The organism is Actinomadura verrucosospora, assembly GCF_039540335.1.
In the GTDB taxonomy this organism is placed as follows: Bacteria; Actinomycetota; Actinomycetes; order Streptosporangiales; family Streptosporangiaceae; genus Spirillospora; species Spirillospora verrucosospora.
In genome coordinates this window covers 35,286-55,182 of the sequence record NZ_BAABEV010000042.1, presented here as the reverse complement: position 1 = coordinate 55,182, position 19,897 = coordinate 35,286, and the positions used below count along the sequence as shown (strand labels likewise).

Below are 19,897 nucleotides of genomic sequence, written 5' to 3'. Positions count from 1 at the left end.
AGGATCCGCGTGGCCCACGACCGCTCGAAGGACCGCTCGGCCGCCCGCTTCCACTGGCTGTTCGGTGACCAGCTGGGCCCGCACTTCCTGCGGCCGGACGCCGAGATCGTCATGATCGAGTCGCGGGCGGTCTTCCGGCGGCGCCGCTTCCACCGCGCCAAGGCGCACCTGGTCCTGTCCGCGATGCGGCACCGCGCGGCCGAACTCGGGGACCGCGTCCGCTACGTCCAGGCGGAGACGTACCGCGACGGCTTGGAACGAGCCGTGGGCGGCGCCCCGGTGACCGTCCACCACCCCACGTCCCACGCGGCCCTCGCCTTCGTGCGGGGCCTCCGGCAGGTGGAGGTCCTTCCGCCGCGCGGTTTCCTCGTCCAGCCGGACGCGTTCGGCCGGTGGGCGGAGTCCGCCGGCGGGCGGCTGCGGATGGAGGGCTTCTACCGGCAGGTGCGCCAGGACCACGACCTGCTGATGGACGGCGACCAGCCCGTCGGCGGGAAATGGAACCTGGACAGGGAGAACCGCGAGCCCCCGCCCAAGGGCGAGGCGAGGCTGCCGGTGCCCGCCCCCTACCGCCCGCGCGAAGACGAGATCGACGAGCGGGTCAGGGCTGACCTGGACCGCTGGGAGCGGAGCGGGGACGTCTCGTTCGTCGGCCGGGACGGCCCGAGGCTCTTCCCGGCCGCCCGCGCCGAGGCCCGGCGCGCCCTCCGCACCTTCGTGGAGAAGCGCCTTCCCACCTTCGGCCTGTGGGAGGACGCGGTGCTGGCCGAGGACTGGGCCATGAGCCACAGCCTGCTGTCCGCGTCGCTCAACCTCGGGCTGCTCGACCCGGCCGAGTGCGTCGAGGCCGCCGAGGCCGCCTTCCGCGCGGGCGACGCGCCGCTCAACTCCGTCGAGGGCTATGTCCGGCAGGTCGCCGGGTGGCGCGAGTACATGTGGAACCTCTACTGGCACTTCGGCCCCCGCTACCGCGAGTCCAACGCCCTGGGCCACGACGCGCCGCTGCCGGGCTGGTTCGCCGAACTGGACGCCGGCGCCGTCCGGGCCCGCTGCCTCTCGACGACCCTGGCGCAGGTCCGCGACCGGGGCTGGGTGCACCACATCCCCCGGCTGATGATCCTGGGCAACCACGCCCTCCAGCGCGGCTGGGACCCGGCGGCGGTGACGGACTGGTTCCACCGCTGCTTCGTGGACGGCTACGACTGGGTGATGCTGACCAACGTGATCGGCATGTCGCAGTACGCCGACGGCGGCCGGATCACCACAAAGCCGTACACCTCGGGCGGCGCCTACATCAACACCATGAGCGACCTGTGCGGCCCCTGCGTGTACCGGCCCACCGAACGCACGGGGGAGCGTGCCTGCCCCTACACCGCCGGGTACTGGGAGTTCGTCCACCGCCACCGCGAGCGGCTGGCTCACAACCACCGCACCGCCCGCGCCGTCAAGCAGATGGACCGCCTCGGCGACCTGGACGAGGTGCTGAGCGACGCCCGGCGGCGCGACCCCGGCGCCGCACCCTGACTACGGGTCCTCTCCTCCGGCGCCCGCCTCCTGGAGGCGGCCCGACCGCAGGTGCAGGACCCGGTCCGCGGTTCCGGGCGGCGGCGGTGTGTGGGTGATGAGCAGGATCCCCGTCCCGGACGTGTCACGCAGAACGTCGGTGAGCAGGTCGCGGGCGGTCGCGGGGTCGAGGTGGGCGGTCGGCTCGTCCAGGACCAGCAGCCGCGCGCCGGACAGGAAGGCGCGGGCCAGCGCGATCCGCTGGCGCTGGCCGCCGGAGACGCGGGCGCCGTGCTCGCCCACGTGGGCGTCCAGGCCGCCGGGGAGGCCGGAGACCCAGTCCCAGACGCGGGCGCGGCGCAGCGCGTCGACGATCTCGGGTTCGGCGGCGTCCGGCCGGGCGAGCGCGACGTTGGCGCGGATCGTGGTGCCGAACAGGTGGGCGTGCTGGTCGACCAGGCAGACCGCGCGCCGGACGTCGTCCTGCGCGTAGTCGCGCAGGTCGTGGCCGTCGAGGGTGACGGCACCCTCGTCGGGGTCGCGGAACCGGACGAGCAGGTGCGCGAGCGTGCTCTTGCCCGCGCCGCTCGGACCGAGCAGCGCGACCCGCTCGCCGGGGCGCAGATCGAGGTCGACGCCGTCCAGCACCCAGGGCGAGCCGGCGTGGCGGGCGCGCACGCCGCGCATCCGGAGCAGGTCTCCGCGCGGCGCGGGAAGCGGGCGGGGCGCGTCGGCGGCGGGCGCCGGACGGGCGGTCAGCGCGCCCAGCCGGGCGGCCGCGCCGTGCGCGGTGAGCAGGTCGCGGGCCGCCTCCGGCAGCGGCCGGACGGCCTCGAACGCCGCGGCGGCCGCCAGCGCGAGGGCGGCGAGCAGGACTCCGGGCAGCGCGCCCCGATGGGCGGCGTTCAGCCCCACGACCAGGACGGCGAGCGTCGCCGCGGCGGTGAGCAGGGTGATCGACGCCGAGGTGAAGCCCGCGGTGCGGGCGTCGCGGCGCGCGATCCCGGCCAGGGCGGCGTCGGCGGCGCCGATCCGGCCGAGCTGCTCGTCCACCCGCCCGAAGGCGACCAGGTCGGGGGCGCCGTGCAGCAGCTCCACGGTCTCGGCGGCGCGCACCGCCCGCGCCTCGGTCCGCCGGGACGCGGCGGTGCGCATGAGCGCGGCGGCCGCGGCGGGCAGGACGAGCGCGGCCGGGAGCAGCCCCAGCGCGAGCCAGAACCCGGCGGCGGGAAGCAGCCACGCGAGGGCGGCGACCGTCCCGGCGCCGACGGTCAGCGCGACGAGCGGCGGGGCGAACCCGCGCAGGTACAGATGCTGGACGGCTTCGACGTCGGCGACGAACCCGCTGAGCAGGTCGCCCGACCGGGCGCCCGGCAGACCGCCGGGGACGAGCGGCTCCAGCCGCCGGAACCACCGCACCCGCAGCTCCCGCAGCAGCCGCAGGGACGCGTCGTGCGAGACCAGGCGCTCGGCGTACCGGAACGCGGCCCGCGCCAGGCTGAACGCGCGCACCGCCGTGATCGCCACGGCCAGCGCGACGACCTGCGGGCGGAGCGCGGCCCGGGAGATGAGGTAACCGGAGGTCGCCATCAGGGCGACGCCCGACCCGAAGGCGAGCGCGCCGCACAGCGCGGCCCCGGCGAACCGGTGCGCGACCGGCCGCGCGGCCGCCACCGACTCCGCCAACGGCGCCCGGCTCATGTGAGGGCCTCCGCGCGGGAGACGGGCAGGTCGATCACGTGGTCGGCGCCTGCGGCGAGCCGCGGGTCGTGGGTGGCGACCACGACCGTCCGGCCGCTCAGGGCCAGTACGGCGTCGGTCACCTGCCGGGCGGTGGCCCGGTCGAGGTGGGCGGTGGGCTCGTCCAGCAGGAGGAGCGGCGCGGGACGGGCCAGTGCCCGCGCCAGGGCGACGCGCCGCACCTCTCCGGCGGAGAGCCCGTCGCCCGCTTCGCCCACCGTGCGGTGCACCAGCGACCCGGCTCCGGCGAGTTCGGCCGCGGCGACCGGGCTCATCCCGCCGGGCCCGGCCGGGGCGATCGCCTCCAGTACCGGCCCGGGGCGCAGGCGCGGGCGCTGCGGAAGCCAGGTGATCAGGCGCCGCCATTCGTCCGGGTCGAAGCCGGCGAGGTCCGCGCCGTCCACGGTGATGAGCCCAGACGCCGGCTCGACGAAGCGCATGAGCAGCGCGAGCAGGGTGCTCTTGCCCGCGCCGCTCTCTCCGACGAGCGCGGTGAACCCGCCGGGGCGGATCTCCAGCGAGAGCCCGGACAGCACGGGCGGGCCGTCGTACGCGGCGGTGACGTCCTCCAGCCGGACGGTCCCGAACACGGCCGGGCGAGGGCGCGCCGGGGGCGGCACGGCGGGCGGCAGCGCGAGCAGCGCGGACAGCCGCCGCGACGCGGTCAGGCCGTCCGCGCCGGCGTGGAAGTCGGCCGCGAGCGCGCGCAGCGGCCCGTACAGCTCCGGCGCGAGGACGAGGACGGCGAGGCCCGCCTCCAGGCCGATGCCGCCGGTCGTCAGCCGGAGGCCGACGCCGACCGCGACCAGCGCCGTGCCGAGGGTGGCGGCCAGCTCCAGGACGAACGCCGACAGGAAGGCCGTGCGCAGGACGCGCATCGTCTCCCGCCGGTAGCGGTCGCCGGTAGCGGCGATCGCGGTCGCCTGGGCACGGCCCCGGCGGTGCGCGCGCAGGGTCGTCAGCCCGCTCACCACGTCCAGGAAGTGCCCGCTCATCAGGGCGAGGGCCCGCCACCGCTCCCGGGTCCGCGCCCTGGTCGACGCGCCGATCAACGCCCCGAACAGCGGCACGAGCGGCAGGGTGGCGGCCATGACCAGCGCCGACGGGGCGTCCCGGAAGGCGGCCCACGCGAGGATCGCGGGCGGCGCGAGCGCGGCGGTCGCCAGCGACGGCAGGACCCGGGCGACGTAGACCTCCAGCGCCTCGACGCCGTCCGTGGTGACGGTCACCGCCTCGCCGGACGGCACGCTCCCCGGGCGCGCCCGGACGATCCGGCGCAGCACCCGCCCGCGCAGCTCGCCGACCATCCGGGACGCGGCCGTGCGGGCGCCGGTCTCCGCCGCCCAGCCGAGAGCGGCGCGCGCCGCGCCCACCCCCGCGAAGCCGAGCAGGGCGGGCAGGACGTCCCGGGCGTCGCGGCCCCCGAGGAAACCGGCGACGACGAGGTGGGAGAACAGCGCGGCCTGCGCGACGGTGAGCGCCGCCGAGCACGCGGCTGCCGCCCCCGCCGCCGCCAGGAACCGGCGGACGCCGGGGACGTCCCGGGGCAGCCAGGGATCGAGCGCCCGCATCCGCGCCCTACTCCCCGCCCTCGGCGGGCGCGCCCCCCGACGACGACCCGGGCCCCTTCGCCCCCCGCGTGATCATGTGCAGCGGGGTCGGCGGGCGCGCGAAGTCCTCCCGCGAGAGCCGCGCCCGGAAGACCCACAGCGCCCAGACCTGGTAGACGAGCACGACGGGCACGAACACGCCGGCGATGATCGTCATCGCCACCAGCGAGTAGTGGTTGGACGCGGTGCCGTAGATCGTCAGGCTGGGCGAACCGGCCGTGGACGACACCATGACCCGCGGGTACAGCCGGGCGAACAGGGCGGCGACCAGCAGCACGGTCGCGGCGGACGTCCCGGCGAACGCGGCCAGCGGGCGCCTCACCAGGGCCAGCGGCCCGGACGCGGCGGCCGCGACCAGGCCCAGCCCGAGCAGCGCGTAGACCGGTACGGGATAGGGCGCCGACGACGACGCCTGCACCGCCGTCCACACCGTGAACCCGATCAGCAGCACCGCCGCGACCGGGTAGAGCGCCAGCGCGAAGCCGCGCGCCCGCTCCTCGAGGCCGCCGTGGGTGCGGACGGCGAGGAACAGCGCGCCGTGCAGCGCGAACGCCGCCACGAGCGCGCACCCGGCCAGCACCGAGTAGCCGCCGAACAGCACGCCCTGCCCGCCGGTGACCTCGCCGCGCGGGTCCATCGGCACGCCGCGCGTGATCGAGGCGAACACGACGCCGAGCAGGAACGGGATGGCCAGGCTGGAGACCGGCATCGCGACGTCCCAGCGCCGGCGCCAGGCAGGCGCGTCATGCTTGTTGCGGTACTCGATCGCGACGCCGCGCACGATGAGCGCGACGAGGATCCCGAAGAACACCAGGTAGAAGCCGGAGAACATGCTCGCGTACCAGCCGGGGAACGCCGCGAAGGTCGCGCCGCCCGCCACGATGATCCACACCTCGTAGCTGTCCCACACAGGCAGGATCGTGGCGAGCAGCGCGTGCCGCTCCGGGTCGTCGCGGCCGAGGAACGGGTAGAGCATCCCGACGCCGAAGTCGAAGCCGTCCAGCAGGAAGAACCCCATCCAGAGCACCGCGATCAGCACGAACCACAGCGTCTGGAGATCGAGATGCCCTGCGGTCTCCATGGTGAGTGCACCTTCCGGATGGCAGGTCAGTGGAGCATGGGCGGGAGCGCGTCCTCGCGGGTCACCTCCGGGGCGGGGCGTTCCGGGCCGGCGCGGACCGCCCGGACCATCAGCCAGCCCATGATCGCGGCGAGCACCCCGTAGAGGGCGGCGAAGCCGGCCAGCGTGGCGATCACGTGGCCGGTGCCGACCGTCGGGGAGATCGCGTCGTGCGTCCTCAGCAGCCCGTGGACGATCCACGGCTGGCGTCCCATCTCGGTGACCAGCCAGCCGGCCGTGTTGGCGAGGAACGGCAGCGCGAGGAACGCGTAGGCCGTCCACGCGAACCAGCGGGGCGACGCCCACCCGCGCCGATGGATGATCCACAGCCACGCGGCGCTGTACAGCAGCACGAGGAACCCGACGGTGAGCATCACCCGCCACGACCAGTAGACGCTGCCGATGACCGGCGTGTAGTCGCCGGGGCCGTACCGCCGCTCGTACTCGCGCTGGATGTCGTTGATCCCGCGGATCTCCCCGTTCCAGTCGTTGGTGGACAGCACCGACAGGCCGTGCGGGATGACGATGTCGACGTTGGTGCGATCGGGGTGCTTCTCCCAGGGCCCGATCGCCAGCAGGGACAGCGGCGCCGGCGCCTGCGTCTCGTACAGGGCCTCGGCCGCGGCCATCTTCATCGGCTGGTACCTGACCAGGAGCTGCGCCTGGAAGTGCCCCACGCCGATCACCACGACGGACGCCACCGCCGTCACCCAGAGCGCCCCGTGCGCGGCGGCCCGGAACAGCGTCACGTCCGGGTCGTCCGGCCCGGCGTCCTCCCGCCGGGCCTTGCGGAGCCGGTACGCGGCCACGGCGACGACCAGGAGCCCGGCCGTCACCAGCGAGGCGGCGATCGTGTGGAAGAAGTGGGTGATCTGCAGCGGCTGGAGGAGGACGTCGCCGAGCGACGTCATCTCGGCGCGCCCGCCCTTCATCGCGTAGCCGACCGGGTGCTGCATCCAGCTGTTCGCCGCCAGGATGAAGTAGGCGGACGACGACGTGCCCGCCACCACGAGCCAGATCATCGCGAGGTGGACGCGCGGGGACAGCCGGTTCCAGCCGAACAGCCACAGCCCGATGAAGGTGGACTCCAGGAAGAACGCCACCAGGCCCTCGATCGCCAGCGGCGCCCCGAACACCGATCCGACGAACCTGGAGTAGACCGACCAGTTCATGCCGAACTGGAACTCCTGCACGATCCCGGTGACGACCCCCAGCGCGAAGTTGATCAGGAAGAGCTTCCCGAAGAACCGCGTCATCCGCAGGTGGTGCTCCCGGCCGGTGCGGTACCAGGCGGTCTGCATGCCCGCGACGAACCAGGCCAGGCCGATGGTGAGCGGCACGAACAGGAAGTGGTACACGATGGTGACCGCGAACTGCCACCGGTCGAGCACCGCTGTCGTCTCCACCCCGCTTCCTTCCCGTCGTCGGAGATCTCGGCGGCGGAGCGCCGTCGGGAGGCCGCCCCCGGCGGGCGCGCACTGGGCAGGTTTCCCGGCCGTCCGGCCGGAGAAAGGCAGTCCGCGGTCAATCGTTGATCAAGTTGTCGCGTCGAGGTGCCGGGCCCGGAGCCTGCGGGTGCGCAGCGCGGCCTCGATGGCGAACCGGGTGCCGGGGTCGGCGAGCTCGTCGCCGAGAAGGTGTTCGAGCACGCGCATCCGGTACCGGACGGTCTGCACGTGCACACCGAGCTCCTCGCTGATCCGCGTCGCGGGCGCGCGGGTCCGCAGCCAGACGGCGAGCGTGTCGACGAGCGGCAGCCTGCGCCGCTCGCTGAGCGGGGCGAGGGGCGCCAGGCCGCGGCGCGTGATCTGCTCCATCAGGGCGCCGTCGGCCAGCAGCCACAGGCTCATCAGATGGTCCTCGCACAGGGTGAGGGTGCCGTCGTGCAGGACGTCCTTCAGGTCGAGGAGGCGCCTGGCCCAGCGGAGCGAGTCGGCGGCGCGGGCGCGCGGGACGGTCAGGCCCACCGCGGCGCGCTCCCCGGCCAGCGCCGCTTCGAGCATCGCCCGCCGGTCGCCGGTGAGCGGGCCGGGGACGAGGAGGTAGGGCGCCGGTTCCGCCGGGTCGAGCAGGACGTCGGCGTCCAGCAGGGGGCAGACGGGCAGCGTCCCGGAGGGCAGGGCGACGAGCGTGACCTCGTCCGGGAGCGGCCAGTCGGCGGCCGGGTCGGGCTCGACCGGCGACGCGGAGCCGGCGAGCGCGCGCAGGAGGGCCAGCCGGGCGTCGTCGCGCGCCTGGCACGCTTCCGCCTTGGCCCGCTCGTAGCCCTCCCGGGACAGGGCCGCCGCGTCGTCCATGTAGGCGATCACGGCCTCGGCGAGGGCCGAGACCGCCAGGACGGACGCGACCCGGTCGTCCAGCATCGCCCGGATCCGGGACCAGGCCACCTGCATCGCGGCACGGTAGGCCGACTGGAGCACCGTGAGCGGGCGCCCCTCCATCACCTCGAACGCGCCCATCTTGCGGCACAGCTCGTCGCGGCGGTCGAGCGGCTGTGCCGGGTCGGCCAGCCAGTCCAGGAAGCCCAGCACGTTGCGTTCGACGGCCATGCGGATGACGTGGTTGTACGCGCTTCCGGGCGGCCGGGCGTAGGCGGGGATCGCGGCACGGATCCTCTCCACGATCTCGTCGACCAGGCCCGGGACGACGGTCGCCCGGACGTCCGGCGACAGCGCCGCGACGAGCTCGCGCAGCTCGGCGGACTCCTGCGGCGACAAGCCGCCCGGAGAGAACGGCCTCGGCATCGCACACGCTCCGTGGGGGTGGGTGTCAGGAGGCGGGGTTTCAGGAGGCAGGGCGGCCCGGCGGCGTCCGCCGGCGGGCCTTCAGGACCGCCTCCAGGACGAAGCGCGTCTCGGGGTCGTCGAGCCGGCCGCCGATCTCCTTCCTGATCTGGCGGAGCCGGTACCGGACGGTCTGGGGGTGCAGGTGCAGCCGGCGTCCGACGTCCGCCGCCGTGCTCCACTGCTCCAGCCAGACCCGCAGCGTCTCGGTGAGCGCGCGCCGCTTGCCCTCGGGCAGGCCGGCCAGGCCGCCGAGCCGGCGCCTCGCGATCTCCTCCACGAGGGGCGGGTCGCACGTCAGCCACAGGTCCAGCAGGTGGTCCTCGGCGCGAATCAGCGGCGCGGGGTCGATCACGCCGTCCTCGGCGAGGGCGAGCACGCCGCGCGCCCAGCGCAGCGCGTCGGGGATCTCGCCGAGCGGCACGGTCAGGCCGACCACGGCCGGCCCGCGGTCGAGCGCCGCGCCGAGGAGGGCGCGCCGGGCCTCGTCCACCCCGCCGGGCACGAGCAGCCAGGGCGCGGTCCCGCCGAGGGCCGACAGGACGTCGCGGCGCGCGGCGGCGGGCCGCCACCGCGTGCCGCGGCGGACCGCGACCGGCGTCGCGGTCTCCGGCACGTTCCAGCCGAGTTTCGCAGCGAGGTGCTCGATCGCCTCGCGGGAGGCGACCGGGCGTGTGGAAAGGCCCCGCATCAGCAGCCTGCGCGAATGGACGAGGTCGACCGGCGCCTTCAGTCCCTGGTCCAGATAAGCCTCGACTATCGGGTCGATTATCTGGTCCATGAAGGCCATTTGGAATTCCGCGACGCGGGCCAGGTCGGCGCCCGACACCTTGTTGCGGACGCACACCTCGGTGATCCGGTGCCAGGAGGTGTCGAAGGCGATGTGGATCGCGGCGTGCAGGGTCTCCAGGCTCCGGTTGCCCGTGACCTCCCTGCGGCCGAACGAGTGCAGCAGCTCCAGCAGCCCGTCCAGCGGCTCCGCGGGATCGGCGAAGCGCGCCACGTAGGTGCGCATGGCCTCCCGCACGACCCGTTCCGGGCTGGGCGGTCCGCCGTCGGCGACCGCGAAGTCGGGGACGGTGGCGCGGACGGCCGTGTAGATCTCCTCGGCCAGTCCGGGGAGCCCGGACCGCAGGACCTCCACGAGTTCGGGAGGCGCCGGCTCGGGTGGCACGAGCGCGCCCTCCCGCCCGAGCGCCGAAGCGGGCTGCCCCACCGGAAGCGACATGCCGTTCAAAATACCCATGGGCCCCTAGTCGGAAAAGGCCCCGGAACGGCGGCGTGAAAGGTCATAGGGTCACTCACAGGCATTTGTTGCGGAAAGTCAACGGCGTCGCCAGTATCGGTGAGGCTCCATGGTGTATTCCGGTCCGACCGCTTCGAGGGCCCCGGCGCCTCCTCATCGGCGCACAAACTCCGCGAAGCGATTTACTCATCCGTTGACAGACCTTGCCGGAATCGGCGTCGACCCCGCGTCCGAACCTTGTCCGCCGTGAAAATCTCCGCTTACCGTACCGGCTAGTAGGTGAATGGTGAGCTCACACCCACCCACGCAGGAAGGCCCGTGCCTCTCCCCAGGCACCCGGTCCCACCCCCAGGAAAGGTCATTCCCGTGCGCAAGATCACCTCTGCGGCCCTCGCCGCCACGAGCGCCTCCGCCCTCGCCCTGTTCCTCGCCGCCCCGGCCCACGCGGCCAACCTCACCGCGACCGTGACGAACGGCGGCTCGGTGACCGCCACGAACTCCGGCAACCTCGTCATCACCGACACCAGCACCGGCATCGCGGTGACCTGCACCACGTCCACCGGCTCCGGCAGCATCCCGAACGGGACCAAGAGCGGCGCCTCGCCGCTCCAGGTCGGAACGATCAGCGCGATCTCGTTCACCAACTGCAACGGCGGCGGGTTCTCCTTCACCGTGACGCCGAAGGCCCTCCCCTGGAAGGTAAACGTCACCGGCGCCACGTCGGGCGGCGTCACCCCGGGCAGCCTGAGCGGCATCTCCGCGCACGCCTCGGCGGCGGGCGGGCTCTGCCAGCTGGACATCGCCGGCACGGCCTCCGGCACCTACACCAACAGCACCGGCAAGCTGACGGCCACCGGCAGCGGGCTCACGGTCAGCAACGTCACCTCGGGCTGCCTCGGCATCGCGCACAACGGGGACTCCGCCTCGCTGAACGGCGCCTACATCGTCAAGAACAGCGGCGGCACCTTCCCGCAGATCAACGTCACCTCCCCGTGACGCCCTGATCCGCGCACGACCGCGGAGACCGCCCACCCCCTAGGCCTCCGTACCGCACAGGCGAGCCGGAAACGCCGACGCGTTTCCGGCTCGCCGCCTGTCCGGGGGACGCCTCCGAGCGCGGGCGTGGCCCGCGCCCGGCGGTGCGGCCGGGAACGTTCCGGTGGACCGGTTGGCCGGTAGCGGCCCGTTCCGACGATCTTGCTTGACTCCGGACACTCCAGCGTTTCTATTGGCCCCCGTGGTCGTTCACGATCACCGTGGTCCCTCGCGGCCACCGTGCTCCTTCGCGACCACCGCTACTCCTGTCGGCTTTCGGGGATGAGGAACCATGGGAGGCGATGGCATGCGCCATCGACGTACACGGGCGGGATCGCTCGCCCTCACCGCGGTGCTGGGCCTGAGCCCGCTCGCGGCGGTGCCGCCGGCGTCGGCCGACGGCCAGGTGACCGAGGTGGCGCTGCCGGTGCCCGACGTCGCGCCGGTCGGGCTCGCCGCCGGACCGTCCGGCACCCTCTGGTACGCCGCGAACGCCGGCGGCATCGGCCGCGTCGGCGCCGACGGCAAGGTCACCGAGTTCACGATCAGTGAGAACTCGCAGCACCAGGCCGGCGTCCCCGACGCGATGACGGCCGCGAGCGACGGCGCGCTCTGGTTCACCGACATGTCCTACAGCGTCCCGCGGGTGGGGCGCGTGAACCCGGCGAACGGCGCCGCGACGCTCTTCGAGCTGCCGGTGACGGGCGACGTGAACTTCGCCAACGCCCAGGTCAACGGTGTCGCGCCGGGCCCGGACGGATCGGTGTGGATCACCGGCGGGTACTCCGGCACGATCGGCCGGGTCGACCCGTCCGGGAACGTCACGGCGTACGCCACGGGCCTGTCCCCGTACGCGGTCACCGTGGGCCCGGACCAGGCGGTGTGGTTCACCGACACCAGCGGCCGGATCGGCCGGCTCGACCCCGCCACCGGCCAGGTCACCCCCTACGACACGCCGTTCACCTTCCAGGGCTACCCGGGCATGGGCGACATCGTGTCCGGCCCGGACGGCAAGCTGTGGTTCACGCAGCCCGGCGTCAGCCGGATCGGCAGCATCGACCCGGCCACCGGCGAGGTCGCCGAGTACGCCACGCCGCGCCCCGACTCCGACCCGACCGGCATCGTCGCGCGGGACGGCAAGCTGTGGTTCACCGAGGCCGCCGCCAGCAACATCGGCAGCCTCGACCCCGCCACCGGCGAGATCGCCGAGTACCCGCTGCCGGCGACCCTCTCGGCGCCGACCCGCATCGTCAACGGCCCCGGTGGCCACCTGTGGTTCACCGAGCCGGGCCGCGGCCTGATCGGGCACTTCGACCCGGCCGCCCCGCCGTCCGGCACGTCCCACCCGGCGCTTCCGGCCGCGGCCCCGGGCAGCAGCCCCACCCCCGCCGCGCGCTTCCAGAACCAGTGCGCGGTGGAGTCCCTCTGCCAGACGCAGGTCACCACCGGCGGCGACGTCAAGATCGGCACCTTCCGGCAGAGCCTGCCGAGCGGCGCCATCCGCATCACCGGCTCCCTCGGGGCGCCCGACGAGACCGGCGACTTCGTCCTCGACCCGCCCGTGGTCGGCGAGCAGCTCATCTCCAAGCAGGTGGAGGTGCCGGGCGGCCTCATCGCGCAGCTGCCGCTGATCGGCCCGATCCTCGGCAAGTCGCCCGCCGCGATGTGGGACGTCAACCGCCTCACGATCAGCCAGACGCTGGCCGGCAAGGTGCACGCCTACCTCACCGACACCGGGCTCGGCGTCCGCGTGCCGCTCAACGTCCACCTGAACAACCAGCTGCTCGGCACGACCTGCGTCATCGGCCCGATCACCGCGAGCCTGCCGACCACCTTCCTGGCCGGCTCCCCGAACGGCGACCCGCACCTCGGCTTCGTCCCGGCGGCCGTCTCCCTGGAGGCGCCGATCGAGGTCCCCGCCGCGAAGGGCTGCGGCCCGTTCGGCATGCTCGACGGCGTCATCAACCAGCTCATGGGGCTGCCGTCGCCCGCCTCGCAGAACTCCATGAAGCTGACCGGCGTCCTCAACCTGGGCAACGGGATCAACGCGAGCAACACCCCGCAGAGCCTGGCGTCCGGCCCGGTCGCCGCCAAGCTCAAGCAGATCCTCAAGTCCGGCAAGACCCCGCGCAAGACGGCCAAGGCCCCCACCCCGGCCCCGAAGAAGGCCACCTACAGGATGAAGGCCCGCCGCTAGCGGCGGAGCACCGGGCGGAGGCGCCCCCGAAGGCCCGTCCTTCGGAGGCGCCTCCACACCGTCCACACCCTGTGGACAGAAAAGCCGGCGCCGTCATCGCCGCCTGACGCGATCGCCCCACGGACTGGCGTTGGGCGGCGCGCTTCAGGGCGCGACCGCGAGCTCCTTGGAGTTGGGACGGGACGGATGGCTGCGCGCGAGCGGTCCGGCGGCCATCGCCCGGACGAGCGTGTCGGTCACCCGCGTGACGAAGGCGCGGCCCGCCTCGTTGACGCCGTGGCCGCAGGCGCGTCCCCGCATCGCGCACACCCAGCGCATGGTGCCGGTGGCGAAGACCCCGGCCCCGCTGCGGGTCGTGTAGTAGGACGCGTGCGCGACGGCGCTCCCGGTCCCGCAGCTGATCGGGGACCGTCCGACGATCTCCAGTGTCGGCGGCGTCGGGCCGCCGGGGGCGATCGCGTCGGCCTCGGGGCCGACCATGCCGGGGAACCGGGTTCCCGCACGCACGCCGGTGCCGCGGAACAGCCAGAAATCGGGCCGGTAGACGGTGAACGCGCCTTCCGCCGGAAAGCACATGTACTGGATGCCGATGATGTCGCTCTCCGGGCGCGGCTTCGGCGGCAGCCGCCAGTCCTGCGTCGACTCGGCCGGGTTCGTCCGGGCGACGGGGTCGGCGGAGGAGTCCTTGTAGCAGACCACCAGCCGGTCGGCCCCCAGTGCCGTCGCCTCGAACCGGATGTGCCGGTTCACCGCGTTGGCGCCGAGGAACGCGATGTTGACGCCGTGGTCGCGGGCCTCCGTGGCGCGCTGGCGCATGGCCGACGACCAGTACTCGTCATGCCCCAGCGTGAGCAGGCCGCGCGCCTTGCTCAGCAGAGCGGGATCGCTGTGCAGGTCGTTGTCGGTGGCGTACGCCAGCGGCACGCCCGCCTTCTCGGCCAAGGCGATCGCGGGCTGCTCGTAGGTCAGGAACTTGCCCGCCCCGGTCTTGTCGTAGGGCCGGTCGAAGCTGACCGCGTAGGACCGGTCGTCGTACCCGGACGGCCCCTCGTACAGGTCGTGGCCGCCCCACATGTTGTACGCCTGCCAGGTGGTGGTCGCGTTCAGCACCACGACCCGCCCGGCGGTGTCCGGCGAGCGGACGGTCACCGGCACGTACCGCTGGGCGCCCGACACGGCGGTCAGCCTGACCAGGTAGCTGCCCGCGGGCCAGCCGGACGTGGCGACCGTCATCGACGGCCGCCACGGCGCCGAGACGGTGCGCGTCTTCCGGTCGATCCGGGCCGCCGCCTGCCGCACCCCGGCGACCTGCCCCGACCGCCACACGCGGCGCGCGTTCGCGCCCCCGTACCAGCCCATCCGGAACGCCTCCGCGCTGAACCCGGAGGTCGTGGTCGAGACGAACAGCCGGAACGACTGGCCCGGCAGCACGCTCACGCGATCGGCGTACCCCTCGATCTCGTGCTCGGCCCCCCTGCGGCGGACCTGCCAGTCCGTCGTGCCGGGCTTGGCGTTCTCGGGCGTCTCCACGGTCGCCGCGCCCGCCTTGCCCGGCCGGTCGGCGGACGAGCGGCGGGACGTCGAGCACGCGCCGACCAGAACGAGCGCCGAGATTAACGCCAGCACGACCGGATCACGGAGTACGCGCGGAGACACGCGTCCGTCTAAGGGACGTCCCTCTTCTGCTTCCGTCACGGCGGACCACCCTCCCCTGAACTCCCCTGCGGGCAACCCGTCCACCGCCACGTATTAGAGATCGTCTTCCCGCCCCGCGCCCGCATAACCGCCGGCCCTGAACGAGTCCGGGGGACGCACCTGTTACATGACAGTTCGCGCCATTATGTCGCCGAGCCGGTCGTCCAGGAGGCCGGATACGGCGCCGACCCGGGCCGCCGCCCCCGCGCGCCGGTGCGGCTCGCCCAGGCGACCGGAGTCACCGTGGCCATGGGATGTGGCGGCTCCGCGGCCGTGGCGCCCGAGCGCCGTCCCCCTGGCCGACGGCCGCGGCCTTCTGCCGCGGGCCCTCATTCAGGGTCCGCGGCGCCGTACCGGACGGCCGCCCGCCTCTCGAAGGCGACCAGGCCGAGGAGCAGCCCGCTCACCAGGCCGAGTGCGGCGAGCGCGGGCAGGAGCCGGGCGGCGGGGATCAGCAGGAAGAACGCCGCGGCGACGACCAGCGGCGCCGCCGGAACGGAACGGACGGTGAGCCTGGCGAAGGCAGCCCGCCCCAGGAGGAACACGGCGGCCCCCGCGTACAAGGCGGTCAGGACGGGCCACTCCAGGGCCCGACCGTGGTCGGCGGCGTCGCCGGACAACTCTGCCAGGACTTCGTGGGCGCCGAGGGCGATGTAGAGGGCGCCGGCGATGAGCGGGAAGTGGACCATGGTGTAGGCGTCGCGGGCGATCTGAGCACGGCGCAGGCCGGACGCGCGTTCCAGGACGCCCTCGGCGGCGTCCGCCAGGCCGCGGAAGTACAGCAGCCACAGGCACACGACGGCGACGAACCCGACCAGCGCCGCCAGGAGCACCATGGCACCGGCGATCGAGTCGCCCGCCCCCGCGCCGGCGGAGATCAGGGACTCGCCCAGCGCGATGATCAGCACCATGCGGTGCCGTTCGGCGAAGTGGCCGGCGCTGCGGACCGTCCAGCCGCCGAGGCCGGAGGCGATCCGGCCCCCACCGAAGTCGACGGCGAACGCGGCGGCCCACAGCACGGTCTGCCAGGTCCCGCCGAGCACCGCCCCCGCGATGAGGGCGGACAGGGAGATCGTCTGGGGGACCGCGTCGAGGAGCAGTTGGTCGCGCAGCCCGCGGTCGCCCGCCACCGACGACAGGTACAGCCCGAAGTAGACCACCCGGACGACGCAGAAGGCGCCCGCCAGGACGAGCGGGGCGTCGACCCCCGCGGCGTGGCGGCCGAAGGCGTCCGGCATGACCAGGGCCGCGACGAACAGGGCCGCCATCACCGCCAGCATCCCGGTCCGGACCACGCCGCGATCGGCGCGCACCCGGTTGCCCAGCCAGGCGTACGCCGCCCAGGACCACCAGAGCAGCAGGAGGAGGATCAGCCCGCGCACCAGGGACAGGGCGGACGGGGAGTGCGCCATGAACGAGACGACCCGGGTGATCGCGAACACGAAGACGAGGTCGAAGAAGATCTCGAAGGAGGTCGCCCGGTGGGTTTCGGGCGTGATCGCCGGGCGCTGCCACGGGAGGTCTGCCACCGGCACAGGTTACCCGCCTGGTGATCAACGTCGCCGCTGGTCAGCGGGCGCCGGAGCGTGTCGCCCCCGGTCCGGCGGCGTCGGGCTCGAGCGGCCCCTGCCGCCGGTCGCCGGCACCGGCTTCCGGTTCGACCCTCGTGAACCTGCCCCCTGCCGCGTGGCGGGTCGGCGCGGCCGGCCGCCTGGAGCAGGCCCGCCTGCACGCCGAAACCGCGCTCGGCGCGGGCCTGCCCGGCATCTCGCCGCGCCTCGCGCTGATCACCTACGGCGCGCTCGCGATGACCGCGTCCGGCGAGAAGGAGGCGGAGGACATGTACGCGCGGGCGGAGTCCGCTCCGGCGGCGGCGGGCTTCCCGTTCGAGCCGGCCCGCGTCCGCCTCGCCCGCGGCGTCCGGCTGAGGCACGTCCAGGGGCCGAGACGGGCGGCCCTGCGCGACGCCCTGGCGAGGGCCGGCGACAGCTGACCCCTAACGACTCACATCGGGTCTCACCATCAAATGACGGGTGTGGCCGCTCTCCCTTCGGGCGAGAGTCGATGACGACGCACGGAATCGGCACGGAGGGGCAACATGATCAACAGACGCGCGTCCGGCAAGGGATCGGCCAGGTCGCGGGCGGGGCCGCCGCCTCCCCGGCCGGCCTGCCGGACGCCGCGGCCTTCGCCCAGGCCGTCACCGGCGCACACCGCCTCTGACCGCGAACCGCACCCGACCGAACGGAGGAACCACTCATGGCAAGGACATGGCTGATCACCGGAGCGTGGCGAGGACTCGGACGCCACCTCACCGAGGCGGTCCTGGACGCCGGTGACCAGGTCGTCGCGACCGCCCGGCGTCCGCAGCAGTTGGACGACCTGGCGGCCAGGCACGACCAACGGATCCGGGCGGTCGCGCTGGACGTCACCGACCCCGCCGCGGCCGCCCGTGCCGTGGAGGAGGCCACCGTCGCCTTCGGCCGTCTCGACGTCGTCGTCAACAACGCCGGCTACGCCAACAGCGCGCCCATTGAGGAGATGGCCGAGGACGACTTCCGCGCCCAGATCGAGACCGACTTCTTCGGCGTCGTGAACGTGACGCGGGCCGCGCTGCCCGTCCTGCGCGCCCAGCGCTCGGGGACCTTCGTGCAGGTCTCCTCCATCGGCGGACGCGTGGGCGGCACCCCCGGGATGGGCGCCTACCAGGCCGCGAAGTTCGCCGTCGAAGGGTTCTCCGAGGTGCTCGCGGCCGAGGTGGCGCCGTTCGGCGTGAAGGTCCTCATCGTCGAGCCGGGCGCGTTCCGCACCGACTGGCAGGGCTCGTCCATGGAACTCCACCCGGTCGGCCCCGACTACGAGGAGACGGTCGGCGCCATCAACAGCTACCGGCAGGCCAACGACGGCACCCAGCAAGGCGACCCGGCCCGCGCCGCCAAGGCCGTCATCGACGTGGTCGCCGCCGACGATCCGCCCCGCCGCCTCATCCTCGGTGGCGACGCCCTCGCCCTGGCCCGCAGGTCCGCCGAGGCCCGCGCCGCCGAGGCCGAGCAGTGGGCCGCCGTGACGCGCTCGACCGACTTCCCCTCGGACGAGCCCTAGCCGCGGGCGATGTAGAGATTCATGCCGGTGAAGTCGAGGGTGACGGTGTACGGCTTGAAGAAGGGGTGGAAGAACGCCCCCAGCGAGTCGAACCCGGCGCGAGGGGGTCTACCGGAGGGATTCGCCAAGCAGTAGACCTCCCTGGCGACGGCGTCGCCAAGGCGGATCTCGTCCGGGTAGCAGGGATAGGTGACGACCGGGTGGCTGTGCGCGAAAGTCTCCAGCGGGCGGTCGTAGTCGGTACGGATCCGCAGACGCTTGGCCGTCTCCTCGGGCATGGCCACGGCGCTCTCGCTGGTTCCACCGATCGACAGTCCCACCAATCGCGATCCGGAACCGCCGATGCTGCCCCTGCTGTACAGGCCGTGCTCATCGGCCAGCCACAGCGGCAGGGGCCTGGCGCCCGCCCGCGCGGCGTCGCGCCGTACCCGGCGGACGGCTTCGGGAGTGGGACGGCGCAGGATCAGCGACCGGCCCGCGTAGTCGAAGGTGGTCAGCAGGTGGTAGAAGACCCACGTGCCGATGATGCCGTCGCTGGGCCCCCCGGGCGAAGCCTGGTCCGTCTCCGACCACTCCACGGGGATGTTGCGCAGTTCGACGTCGCCCAGCCTGAAGGATTCCAGCACCCCGAAGTACTGCCACGCGGTGCCGTCCAGGTAGTCGATCTGCTGCTCGGCCACGGCGGTCAGCCCGGCCTCCCTCGCCACCTCCGCGGACATGCCCAGCCATGGGGCGCCGGTGTAGAGCATGAAGCGCTTGGGCGGTCCGCCGTTGACCGACCCCTCGACCTGTGGTGACGGGTCCATCTGCTGCCACGGCAGCCGGGCGGCGTCGCCGTGGACCTGGTACGGCTCGCCCTGAACCGCCCCGAACCACGTGGCGAAGACGTCCTTGCCGGCCGCTCGCCAGTGCGGCACGGACTGGGAGAGTTTGTCCTGACGGATGTAGCAATCGCCCAGAAGTCGATTGGTCTCCTTGTCGCTGGGCGCCAGTCTCAGAGCCGTGGCGAGATAGTGCTCAGCGTCGGAGAACTGGTTGGTCAGTAGCGCGACCTGGCCGCGCCGACGGGCCGCGTGCACGTTGGCGGGGTCTCTTTTCAGGATCGCCTCGTAGGCGCGGCCGGCCTGTTCGAACTTCCCGGCCTTGAACAGCGCGTCCGCGTCACCACCGTCGGCGTGGGCCGCGACCGCGACGCCCGCCGGCGTCGCGGTCGCGGATGCGCCGGCCACCACGGCGGCGCCTCGCAGCAGCGAACGTCGATCCCACTTCCCGTCATCAGCCACGGCTTTCTCCTTTCGTGGCCCCTTCCGCCGCGATGTCGGACGGCGATGCCTGCCGCGATCGCTCAAAGGGAAAGGAGCATCGCGCACGGCCTCCCTCGTTCGGGGACCTTGCTCGGCGATCAGATTGGGCAGGCTCGAACGCTACGACTCGGCACCTATCGTCGGCGTATCGAAAACGCCCCCGGGTATGGGGAGGCGTGCCCAGGGCGTGATCGCTACGGTGCCTCGCCGTGCCGGGGCGGATGAGCGGCGTACGGCCGGTTCACCGGTCCTCCTCCGCCCCGAGAGCCGCCTTCACCAGGACGACGGCGTTCATGGGGCTGTCGGCCTCGCACATCCAGATACCGTGCTGGACGAACCACCAGCGATCGCCGTCGTTCGCGCGGCGCCGGCACTCGACCTCCACGCCGGACGCCTCCGGCTCCTTCGCCACGCGCAGGCGTAGAGCGCCGACGTTCTCGACCGCGAGCTTGTGGCCTCGCAGCAGATTCCCGAGCGTGGTCGTGAACTCCGCGCCCTTCGAGCCCTCGCCGACGCCGTCTGGAACCGATGGAGTCATGCCGCCGCCGCTTTCGATCCCGCG

General features: G+C 73.6%; 16 protein-coding genes. 6 read left to right on the top strand and 10 right to left on the bottom strand.

Features of this window, described 5'->3' with window-relative positions; genetic code table 11:
- The first annotated feature begins 9 nt into the window (after positions 1-9).
- On the top strand, positions 10-1,524 hold the full coding sequence (locus tag ABD944_RS33150) for a cryptochrome/photolyase family protein (protein ID WP_345183486.1): 1,515 nt from the start codon (positions 10-12) through the stop codon (positions 1,522-1,524).
- Here the strand turns inward: ABD944_RS33150 and cydC are convergent, their stop codons facing one another.
- The 6 genes from cydC to ABD944_RS33120 form a co-directional block, all read right to left on the bottom strand.
- Positions 1,525-3,204, bottom strand: a complete 1,680-nt coding sequence (gene cydC / locus ABD944_RS33145; protein WP_345183483.1) for a thiol reductant ABC exporter subunit CydC — start codon at positions 3,202-3,204, stop codon at positions 1,525-1,527.
- Positions 3,201-4,814 (bottom strand): thiol reductant ABC exporter subunit CydD, encoded by a 1,614-nt coding sequence (gene cydD, locus ABD944_RS33140; RefSeq protein WP_345183480.1) that lies wholly within the window; start codon positions 4,812-4,814, stop codon positions 3,201-3,203. The genes cydC and cydD overlap by 4 nt, the downstream gene beginning before the upstream one ends.
- 7 nt (positions 4,815-4,821) lie before the next feature.
- Positions 4,822-5,934: a cytochrome d ubiquinol oxidase subunit II gene (gene cydB, locus ABD944_RS33135; RefSeq protein ID WP_345183477.1), complete on the bottom strand. Its 1,113-nt coding sequence runs from the start codon at positions 5,932-5,934 to the stop codon at positions 4,822-4,824.
- Between the two features lie 26 nt (positions 5,935-5,960).
- On the bottom strand, positions 5,961-7,379 hold the full coding sequence (locus ABD944_RS33130; RefSeq protein WP_345183474.1) for a cytochrome ubiquinol oxidase subunit I: 1,419 nt from the start codon (positions 7,377-7,379) through the stop codon (positions 5,961-5,963).
- A gap of 129 nt (positions 7,380-7,508) precedes the next feature.
- Complete coding sequence (locus tag ABD944_RS33125) at positions 7,509-8,717, bottom strand: PucR-like N-terminal domain-containing protein (protein ID WP_345183472.1); 1,209 nt, start codon at positions 8,715-8,717, stop codon at positions 7,509-7,511.
- 40 nt (positions 8,718-8,757) lie between these two features.
- Complete coding sequence (locus ABD944_RS33120) at positions 8,758-9,984, bottom strand: PucR family transcriptional regulator (RefSeq protein ID WP_345183469.1); 1,227 nt, start codon at positions 9,982-9,984, stop codon at positions 8,758-8,760.
- Positions 9,985-10,368: 384 nt separating this feature from the next.
- Between ABD944_RS33120 and ABD944_RS33115 the strand changes: the two genes are divergently transcribed.
- Both ABD944_RS33115 and ABD944_RS33110 read left to right on the top strand, forming a co-directional pair.
- Positions 10,369-10,998 carry a hypothetical protein gene (locus ABD944_RS33115; RefSeq protein ID WP_345183467.1) on the top strand — a complete coding sequence of 210 codons (630 nt, stop codon included), beginning with the start codon at positions 10,369-10,371 and terminating at the stop codon, positions 10,996-10,998.
- A gap of 346 nt (positions 10,999-11,344) precedes the next feature.
- Complete coding sequence (locus ABD944_RS33110) at positions 11,345-13,234, top strand: Vgb family protein (RefSeq protein WP_345183464.1); 1,890 nt, start codon at positions 11,345-11,347, stop codon at positions 13,232-13,234.
- A 144-nt stretch (positions 13,235-13,378) separates the two neighbouring features.
- Here the strand turns inward: ABD944_RS33110 and ABD944_RS33105 are convergent, their stop codons facing one another.
- Both ABD944_RS33105 and ABD944_RS33100 read right to left on the bottom strand, forming a co-directional pair.
- Positions 13,379-14,860: a N,N-dimethylformamidase beta subunit family domain-containing protein gene (locus ABD944_RS33105; protein ID WP_345183462.1), complete on the bottom strand. Its 1,482-nt coding sequence runs from the start codon at positions 14,858-14,860 to the stop codon at positions 13,379-13,381.
- 398 nt (positions 14,861-15,258) lie between these two features.
- On the bottom strand, positions 15,259-16,458 hold the full coding sequence (locus tag ABD944_RS33100; protein WP_345183459.1) for a low temperature requirement protein A: 1,200 nt from the start codon (positions 16,456-16,458) through the stop codon (positions 15,259-15,261).
- Between the two features lie 137 nt (positions 16,459-16,595).
- Here ABD944_RS33100 and ABD944_RS33095 point away from each other — a divergent pair, with 137 nt between their 5' ends.
- The 3 genes from ABD944_RS33095 to ABD944_RS33085 all read left to right on the top strand — a co-directional run bounded on the left by ABD944_RS33095 (position 16,596) and on the right by ABD944_RS33085 (position 18,031).
- Entirely contained in the window at positions 16,596-16,922 is a 327-nt protein-coding gene (locus ABD944_RS33095) for a hypothetical protein (RefSeq protein WP_345183457.1), read from the top strand.
- Positions 16,923-16,993: 71 nt separating this feature from the next.
- Positions 16,994-17,152, top strand: a complete 159-nt coding sequence (locus ABD944_RS33090; RefSeq protein ID WP_345183454.1) for a hypothetical protein — start codon at positions 16,994-16,996, stop codon at positions 17,150-17,152.
- A gap of 36 nt (positions 17,153-17,188) precedes the next feature.
- Positions 17,189-18,031 (top strand): oxidoreductase, encoded by an 843-nt coding sequence (locus ABD944_RS33085; protein ID WP_345183452.1) that lies wholly within the window; start codon positions 17,189-17,191, stop codon positions 18,029-18,031.
- Here ABD944_RS33085 and ABD944_RS33080 read toward each other — a convergent pair.
- Positions 18,028-19,314 carry an aspartyl protease family protein gene (locus ABD944_RS33080; RefSeq protein ID WP_345183450.1) on the bottom strand — a complete coding sequence of 429 codons (1,287 nt, stop codon included), beginning with the start codon at positions 19,312-19,314 and terminating at the stop codon, positions 18,028-18,030. The two genes, ABD944_RS33085 and ABD944_RS33080, sit on opposite strands and share 4 nt — an antisense overlap.
- Before the next feature lie 262 nt (positions 19,315-19,576).
- Complete coding sequence (locus ABD944_RS33075; protein WP_345183447.1) at positions 19,577-19,873, bottom strand: hypothetical protein; 297 nt, start codon at positions 19,871-19,873, stop codon at positions 19,577-19,579.
- Between the last annotated feature and the right edge of the window lie 24 nt (positions 19,874-19,897).

What these genes read in the sequence shown, in the direction of transcription:
- cydC (WP_345183483.1), bottom strand. Translation starts at nt 3,204, where the DNA reads ATGAGCCGGGCGCCGTTGGCGGAGTCGGTGGCGGCCGCGCGGCCGGTC.
- cydD (WP_345183480.1), bottom strand. Translation starts at nt 4,814, where the DNA reads ATGCGGGCGCTCGATCCCTGGCTGCCCCGGGACGTCCCCGGCGTCCGC.
- cydB (WP_345183477.1), bottom strand. Translation starts at nt 5,934, where the DNA reads ATGGAGACCGCAGGGCATCTCGATCTCCAGACGCTGTGGTTCGTGCTG.
- ABD944_RS33125 (WP_345183472.1), bottom strand. Translation starts at nt 8,717, where the DNA reads ATGCCGAGGCCGTTCTCTCCGGGCGGCTTGTCGCCGCAGGAGTCCGCC.
- ABD944_RS33120 (WP_345183469.1), bottom strand. Translation starts at nt 9,984, where the DNA reads ATGTCGCTTCCGGTGGGGCAGCCCGCTTCGGCGCTCGGGCGGGAGGGC.
- ABD944_RS33110 (WP_345183464.1), top strand. Translation starts at nt 11,345, where the DNA reads ATGCGCCATCGACGTACACGGGCGGGATCGCTCGCCCTCACCGCGGTG.
- ABD944_RS33090 (WP_345183454.1), top strand. Translation starts at nt 16,994, where the DNA reads ATGACGACGCACGGAATCGGCACGGAGGGGCAACATGATCAACAGACG.
- ABD944_RS33085 (WP_345183452.1), top strand. Translation starts at nt 17,189, where the DNA reads ATGGCAAGGACATGGCTGATCACCGGAGCGTGGCGAGGACTCGGACGC.
- ABD944_RS33075 (WP_345183447.1), bottom strand. Translation starts at nt 19,873, where the DNA reads ATGACTCCATCGGTTCCAGACGGCGTCGGCGAGGGCTCGAAGGGCGCG.